Origin of the sequence: Vibrio sp. V10_P2A27P122 (assembly GCF_963874335.1) — a bacterium.
GTDB classification, from domain to species: Bacteria; Pseudomonadota; Gammaproteobacteria; order Enterobacterales; family Vibrionaceae; genus Vibrio; species Vibrio anguillarum.
Window position 1 is genome coordinate 1 of record NZ_CAWNHY010000053.1, and the last position, 8,057, is coordinate 8,057.

Genomic DNA, 8,057 nt, shown 5'->3' on the forward strand with positions numbered 1-8,057 from the left:
AATGAGAGCAGCGGCTCTTAAAATCATAACCTAACTTAGAAAATCACAAGGAAAATAGAATGTTAGTATCTAAAGAAGGCCAAGCGGTACCACAAGTCACTTTCCCTACTCGTCAAGGTGATGCTTGGGTTAATCTCACAACAGATCAATTATTCAAAGGTAAAACCGTTATCGTATTTAGCTTGCCAGGTGCCTTCACCCCAACCTGTTCATCAAGCCACTTGCCGCGTTACAACGAACTGTACCCGGTGTTTAAAGAGCATGGTGTTGATGACATCCTATGTGTTTCGGTGAACGATACCTTTGTGATGAATGCTTGGAAAACAGACCAAGAAGCAGAGAATATTACTTTCATTCCTGATGGCAATGGCGAATTTACTGACGGCATGGGTATGTTAGTTGATAAAAGCCAAATCGGTTTTGGCAAACGTTCATGGCGTTACAGCATGTTAGTCAAAGATGGCATCATCGAAAAAATGTTTATCGAAGCTGATGAACCGGGTGACCCGTTCAAAGTATCAGATGCTGACACCATGCTGAAATACATTGCACCTAACTATAAAACACAAGAATCGGTTACCGTATTTACTAAACCAGGTTGCCCATTCTGCACTAAAGCAAAACAACTCTTGATTGACCACGGTCTTCAATATGAAGAAGTGGTATTGGGTAAAGATGCAACCACAGTGAGCTTACGAGCTATCACAGGCCGTACCACCGTTCCGCAAGTTTTCGTTGGTGGTAAACACATCGGCGGCAGCGAAGAGCTAGAAGCTTACCTGGGCTAATCACGCCTGCCCTAGGAAAATCTTCCTAGGGCATCCTCCTCATTTAGACTCAATGACAGCATTATTAAATGTTGCCATCGACTATTCACATTCCAAATTTAGAGAAAGCGATGATGAAACAGTTAAACGTTGATGTAGCCATTATTGGTGGTGGGACCGCAGGACTCGGCGCTTATCGTGCAGCAAAAGCACATACGACTAGTGTCGTCATGATCGAAGGTGGCCCATACGGAACCACATGCGCTCGCGTCGGCTGCATGCCATCTAAGTTACTGATTGCGGCCGCTGAAAGCGTCCATCACATCCACAAAGCTCCTGCTTTTGGTGTTCATCCTCAAGGTGAAATTGTCATTAATGGGCATGAAGTGATGGCGCGGGTAAAACGTGAACGTGACCGCTTTGTCGGATTTGTGCTTGAAGGCGTTGAGGAGATCCCCGCTGAAGACAAAATCTCAGGCTACGCCCAATTTATCGACAACCACACCCTGCAAGTTGACAACCATACCCAAATCAGCGCCAAGCGGATCGTGATTGCTACCGGTTCTCGCCCAGCCTACCCCGCGGTATGGCATGAACTTGGCGATCGCTTAATCATTAATGATGACCTATTTGAGTGGGACGACTTACCCGAATCTGTTGCCGTATTTGGCCCGGGAGTTATTGGCTTAGAACTAGGCCAAGCCTTGCATCGTTTAGGGGTAAAAGTAAAGCTGTTCGGCATTGGTGGACAAGTTGGCCCATTAACCGACCCTGATGTGATGGCTTACGCTGATAAAACGTTTAAGGAAGAATTCTATTTAGACGCTGACGTTAAAGTGGAAAGCATGAAACGCATTGCTTCTCCAACAGGCCAAAACGACAAAGTTGAAATCCAATTCATCAACCGTGAAGGGCAGCTCGAGACATTTGTCGTTGACTATGTGTTGGCGGCAACCGGTCGTCGCCCGAACGTAGATAAATTGGCAATTGAAAATACCGATGTAGCCCTTGATGCGCGTGGCGTACCAGCGGCCGATCACTATACGCTGCAAACCTCTGTAGACAGTATTTTCATTGCTGGTGATGCAAGTAATCAACTGCCACTGCTTCATGAAGCGGCCGATCAAGGTCGTATTGCAGGGGATAACGCTGGCCGCTACCCAGATATTCGTGCCGGGCTTCGTCGTTCTTCTATCTCAGCGGTTTTTTCAGACCCACAAATTGCGATGATCGGTGAATCCTACAAACAGCTAACCACTCGTTTGGGAAATTGTGGCTGTTTTGCTATCGGTACTGTGTCGTTTGAAAATCAAGGCCGTTCACGCGTCATGCTGCGCAATAAAGGGTTATTGCATGTGTATGGCGAACAAGGAACAGGGCGATTTTTAGGCGCTGAAATGATGGGGCCGAATGCAGAGCACTTGGCTCATTTGCTGGCGTGGGCACATCAAAATCAGATGACGATTTCACAGATGTTGGATATGCCTTTTTATCACCCCGTAATTGAAGAAGGCGTGCGCACCGCGCTGCGTGATCTAAACGCTAAACTGCATTTAGGTCCTGAGATGATAAAGCATTGCATGGACTGCGGTCCGGGCTGTTAATTTTCAACATCCATTCATGCGGTCGCCCTTGTGCGGCCGTTTTTTATACGCTTTAGTTTCAGCCACGCCTTAGACTCACACCTTCGCGCACGTTATACTGCCGTTATTTTCTCTTTAATGAACGCGCTTATGCCTTGCAATAACTGCCAATCTTCGTGGTTTTGGAAAAAAATCGGCCGCTGCCAACGTTGTATGGATCAGCTCACTGTTTTGTCTGTTGGGTGCTGGCTTGTGTGGTGGTGGTTATGCAGGGAGAACCCTAAAACCATTGAATCGATCAGCTTGCTAATAGCGGGCTTTGCCTTTAACGGTTTGCTGTTTTTACATCTGTGGATGAAGTTTGTGGTACTCCCTTGGCGTAAGCGGCAAGGGCGCGACAAATAAAAAGCCAAAGAGCACAAAAGAAAAAGCCCCAGAACCAATAGTAGGTTTGGGGCCTTCTTAGATTCTTCTAAGAAAAAGCAGTGGTACAGTTATAGACCACGCTTTTCTTAAATTGTTCCGTGATCATTCGATCTTTTTGAGATCTTTTTCCAAGGCCTCATTAACGGCAATGATCGCGTTGGTAATCAAAGCATTAAGCGACGTTGACTCGCTTGATGATCTGCTCAACCAAATTGATCTCAAGTGCCACTTCATCACAAGCGTGCTGCCGTGGGCATTGTTCACAATCTTTAAGCACTTTCTCTGGCAGTAAGCTTTTTGAGGTTGGAATAAAATCATGCTTCATGAAAAACTCTGGCGTTCGAGTCAGAACAAACACTTTCTTAATCGCCATTTGCCGCGCTTTATTCACCAAATACGAGACGATCGCTTTTCCTTGTCCTTGACCTTGCCAACCTGCTTCTACACCAAGCGAACGAATTTCAGCCAACCCAGAGTCATAGACATATAACGAGGCGCATCCCGTCACTTCACCATGGTGTTCCGCCACGGCAAATGAACCAATATCGCGCACCAACTCATTGCGTGAACGGGGCAAGTTTTCGCCCATATTCGCCCAATAAGTGACCATACTTTCTAGCGTTTCAATATCCGTCAAACGGGCTGGGCGAACTTTCACCGCCGTGGTGTCACGTTTGTCTAAACGCGCTTTGGCTTGATCAACCGCATAGGCCACTTGTTTTGGCGAAACGCCACCTAAAGCACTGCGTTTTTCTAAGCAAGATTCGATGGTGAGGATCGCGTAAACATCATCTTCAATGACCGACGAAAACTCTTTAAGCTCGGCAAGGGTCAGTTCTTCAAGTGCACACCCTTTCGCAATCGCGCCAACCACCGCCACGCCCACAATATGGTGCGCTTCACGGAAAGGGATCCCTTTGGCAACTAAATAATCAGCTAATTCGGTAGCATTGGCATAGCCTTGTTTGGCCGCTTCTAAAGTCCGTTCGGTTTTAATTTTGATGCCATCAAAGCAGAGCGCAGCCATTTCCATGCAGTCGTTCCAAGTATCCAGCGCGTCAAACAGCCCCTCTTTGTCTTCTTGCATATCTTTGTTATAAGCCAGTGGTAAGGCTTTGACCGTCATCATCATGCCCGCAAGCGAGCCATAGACACGGCCAGTTTTGCCACGGATCAGCTCCAAGGCATCAGGGTTTTTCTTTTGCGGCATCAAGGATGAACCGGAAGTCACGGTATCAGCCAGTTCGATAAAACCAGACTCACCCGAGTTGTAGAAGATCATATCTTCCGCCAAACGCGATAAATGCAGCATCGAGATCGACGCCACCGACATCAATTCCATCACATGATCTCGGTCGGATACTGAATCGAGCGAGTTGCGCGTGGCACGGCGAAACCCTAAATGATGAGCAAGCTGTTCACGATCAATTGGATAGGCCGTACCAGCCAACGCACCTGAACCAAGCGGACAAGTATCAAGGCGCTTAATCGCATCATTTAGACGAGAGTAATCACGCTCAAACATTTCAACATAGGCCAAACACCAATGCGCAAAGGTCACTGGTTGCGCACGTTGCAGGTGGGTATAACCGGGCAAAACCGTCGCTTGGTGCTGCTGAGCAACCGACACTAGTTTCGTTTGCAGGCGATCTAACCCCAACAGTAATTGCTGACCTTGCTGGCGGCACCACAATTTTAAATCGGTCGCGACTTGGTCATTACGAGAGCGCCCAGTGTGCAGCTTTTTGCCTAAATCACCCACTTTGCTGATCAACTGCTGCTCAACCCAAGAGTGAATATCTTCTGCATCAGAGCGTAAGATCTGCTCAGGATCTTCCATCACTTCCAGTTTGAGTTCGTTGAGCGCAAGTTCTAGTTTTTGCTGCTCCTCTTCGCCCAAAACATTCACTGACACCAACGCCTTTGACCATGCTATAGAGCCCACAATGTCTTGTTCAGCCAATCGGTAATCAAAGCGAAGTGAATCGTTGAACTCTTTGAACCTCGTGTCTGCTGCTTGGGTAAATCTACCGCCCCATAATGCCATTGCGTATCTCCTGCTCTTAGGTCGCGACTGAGCGTGACCACATCAAATTGCTCAATCATTTTTATAATAAAGATCGCTACTAGAGCGATCTTTTATTGTTATTTTTGTGTCTCTACCTTGGGTGTTAACCTAGGCTTTATTCTTCTTCGCTTCGTTCAACGCTCTGATCCGGCTTGCCAACGAATAGAGACGAATGAAGCCGCCTGCGTGGCTTTGGTCATACACAACATCTTCACCAAAGGTCGCAAACTCTTCCGAGTACAAGCTGTTTTCAGAACGTTTTTGCGTCACTGTCGCTTGCCCTTTGTAAAGCTTCACAACCACTTCACCATTAATATCCTGTGCCAGCTCATCGGCTGCGGCCATGATGGATTTACGCAGCGGAGTGAACCAACGGCCATCGTATACAAGATGCGACGCTTTGACACCCAGTTCTTCACGAAATTCGAATGAGGCTTTATCGAGCACTAACTGCTCAACAGCACGCAACGCTTCCATCATGATGGTGCCTCCTGGGGTTTCATAACAACCACGAGACTTCATACCAACCAAACGGTTTTCGACGATGTCGATACGACCAACGCCGTGTTTAGAGCCTTTCTCATTAAGGTAAACGAGTGCGTTGTAAGGCGTCATCAGTTCACCATCGACGCCAACGACTTCGCCTTTCGCGACCTGCAGTGTGACAAACTCTGGTTCATTTGGTGCTTGTTCTGGATCTACTGTCCATACCCAGCAATCCTCATTAGGGGCATTCCAAGTACTCTCAAGCACGCCACCTTCGGTCGAAATGTGCCACGCGTTCGCATCACGCGAGTAAATTTTCGTCAATGAAGCGGCGCAAGGAATGTTACGCTCAGCAAGGAAATCAAGACACTCTTCACGACTCACGATGTCCCACTCACGCCAAGGGGCAATCACATGTAAATCAGGCGCTAGGGCTGCAAACGCACCTTCAAAACGCACTTGGTCATTACCTTTCCCCGTACAGCCGTGACACAGCGCATCGGCACCCACTTTACGCGCTACTTCAACTTGCGCTTTGGCAATGATTGGGCGAGCCATTGACGTCCCAAGTAGGTATTTACCTTCGTAATAAGCGCCTGTTTTTAGTGTTGGGTAGATGTATTCAGCGACCATCTCTTCTTTAAGATCGACCACATAACACTCTGACGCGCCAGAGGCTTTCGCTTTCTCTTCAATGCCGACCAATTCTTCTTCACCTTGGCCGACATCGGCAACAAAGGCAACCACTTCACAATCGTAGTTTTCTTTTAACCACGGAATGATCACCGATGTATCTAGACCGCCAGAGTATGCGACAACGACTTTATTGACTTGAACCTTGCTCATCTTACTTTCTCCATTTCCCGGCGCTGCGCTTGGCGGTCAGTGCTCTGGGTGATTAATTACTTACAGCTGTTATCAACAACTGATTAAATGCGTTTATTGAGGTAAAAATTGGGTCCCGATACTTTCGCCCGCAAACAATTTGCTGAGCTTATCTGGGTAACGCCATGTCGCCACTTCAATCGGGCGACCTAAATCATTTGCCGCTTCCAGCGCCGCTTTCACTTTGACAATCATGCCATCCGTGATCACTTTGCCTTTAATCAGCGCATTGGCCTGCTGCTCATTGAGGCTCGACAACAAATGGCCTTTGCCATCCAGCACACCGCTCACATCGGAAAGCAGAACGAGCTCTGCGTCCAATGCGCCAGCCACTGCAACGGCTGCTTGATCGGCGTTGACATTCATCATTTGGCCATCAGCGGTCAGGCCAATCGAGCTGATAATAGGCAAACCACCAGCGGCTAAAATCGCTTGCACGATTTGTGAATCACCAGGAGAAGCCTTGCCCACTGCGCCGAGTTCTGGATCCAACCCTTCGACTTTGCATAGCCCGCCATCAGCGAGCGATAAACCAACCGCATTTAAGCCATCTTTAATCGCTTGCCCTTGCAGCATTTTGTTGGCTGTCCCAGCCAGCGCGCCTGCAATCAGCGGAATTTGGTCATAAGGCGTGACACGCAAACCTTCTTTCTTCACGGTTTTTAGTTGTAATTTCGCCATCAGGTCATCGACGAGATAACCGCCCCCGTGCACGATGACAATTCGTCGCTGAGCTTGGGCTTGATACAGTGCGATTGCGCCAAACAGTTTGCTTAGCGTTTCAGAACAAGACAGCGCCGCGCCGCCTAACTTAATCACTAATGGATTTTGCTTTGTATCTGTCATATTTAACCCTTACGCTTGGTGCGTTACACCAAAGCCGTTAGCTCAGAAAAACCGTAATGAATATTTAAACACTGCATCGCTTGGCTCGATGCCCCCTTTAATAAATTATCGATCGCGGACACGACGATAATATGCTCACCTTGCACTCGCCAACCGAGGTCGCAAAATGGCGTAAATTCAACATCTTTGATGCTCGGCAAGGTTGATTTGAGCCGAACCGCTGGTTTGTTAGCGTACGCCTTCTCAAAAGCATGGCTGACTTGTTGCTCTGAAATACCTGATGCAAGCTTCATCGTCACGGTGGCCAAAATACCGCGTTTGAAATTCCCTAAGTGAGGCGTAAAAATCACATCACATCCTAAATGGGCGACGATTTCAGGTTGGTGGCGATGAGTAAACACGCCGTATGGCTGTAAGCTCACTTCACAAAAACTGTTGGTTAATGTCGCTTTTCTGCCCGCGCCGGTGACACCGCTGGTGGCATTAATCACCGGCCATTGAGTTGTATCTAACAAACCCGCTTCAACCAAAGGCTTTATCGCAAGTTGCGATGCGGTTGGATAGCAACCTGCAACGGCGATCAATTGGCTCTGCTTAATTGCCTCATAATTCCATTCCGCCAGTCCATAAACCGCGTTTTCTAACCATTTAGGGTGTTGATGTTTAAAACCATAGTAATTTTGGTAAAAATCATCACCTTTGACGCGAAAAGCACCAGAAAGGTCGAAAACTTGACAATTTTGCGCAAGAAAAATAGGCGCGAGATCATGGCTCACCTCATGAGCCGTAGCTAAAAACACCACATCACATTGGCTTGCAACGCTCACCGGATCCATTAATGGTTGTACCTGCATGTCGACAATACCGGAGAGTTTGCCATGCAGCTCAGCCATTGGTTTTCCAGCATCTAGGCTATTGGCGGAAACGTATAAACCTGATAGCGTGAGTTGTGGGTGTTTTTGCACCATATACGCCAACTCAGCGCCGGTATAACCG

The 8,057-nt window shown here is 47.7% G+C and carries 7 protein-coding genes; 3 read left to right on the forward strand and 4 right to left on the reverse strand.

What is annotated here, in order from left to right; genetic code table 11:
* Positions 1-59 precede the first annotated feature (59 nt).
* The 3 genes from AACQ17_RS03140 (at position 60) to AACQ17_RS03150 (ending at position 2,755) form a co-directional block, all read left to right on the forward strand.
* Complete coding sequence (locus AACQ17_RS03140) at positions 60-788, forward strand: redoxin family protein (protein ID WP_094147412.1); 729 nt, start codon at positions 60-62, stop codon at positions 786-788.
* A 113-nt stretch (positions 789-901) separates the two neighbouring features.
* Positions 902-2,371, forward strand: a complete 1,470-nt coding sequence (locus AACQ17_RS03145) for a dihydrolipoyl dehydrogenase (protein ID WP_094147420.1) — start codon at positions 902-904, stop codon at positions 2,369-2,371.
* A 129-nt stretch (positions 2,372-2,500) separates the two neighbouring features.
* A complete protein-coding gene (locus AACQ17_RS03150; protein ID WP_013855880.1) occupies positions 2,501-2,755 on the forward strand; it encodes a DUF3624 domain-containing protein in 255 nt (84 codons plus the stop codon).
* Between the two features lie 193 nt (positions 2,756-2,948).
* Here the strand turns inward: AACQ17_RS03150 and argH are convergent, their stop codons facing one another.
* The 4 genes from argH to argC all read right to left on the reverse strand — a co-directional run.
* Positions 2,949-4,823, reverse strand: a complete 1,875-nt coding sequence (gene argH, locus AACQ17_RS03155; RefSeq protein WP_013855879.1) for an argininosuccinate lyase — start codon at positions 4,821-4,823, stop codon at positions 2,949-2,951.
* 129 nt (positions 4,824-4,952) lie between these two features.
* Positions 4,953-6,176: an argininosuccinate synthase gene (locus AACQ17_RS03160; protein WP_094147413.1), complete on the reverse strand. Its 1,224-nt coding sequence runs from the start codon at positions 6,174-6,176 to the stop codon at positions 4,953-4,955.
* A gap of 93 nt (positions 6,177-6,269) precedes the next feature.
* The gene (argB, locus tag AACQ17_RS03165; RefSeq protein WP_094147414.1) at positions 6,270-7,061 is read right to left on the reverse strand and encodes an acetylglutamate kinase; all 792 of its coding nucleotides are present in this window, start codon (positions 7,059-7,061) and stop codon (positions 6,270-6,272) included.
* 23 nt (positions 7,062-7,084) lie between these two features.
* Positions 7,085-8,057: N-acetyl-gamma-glutamyl-phosphate reductase (gene argC, locus AACQ17_RS03170; RefSeq protein ID WP_094167769.1), on the reverse strand; the 973-nt coding region annotated here is incomplete at its 5' end.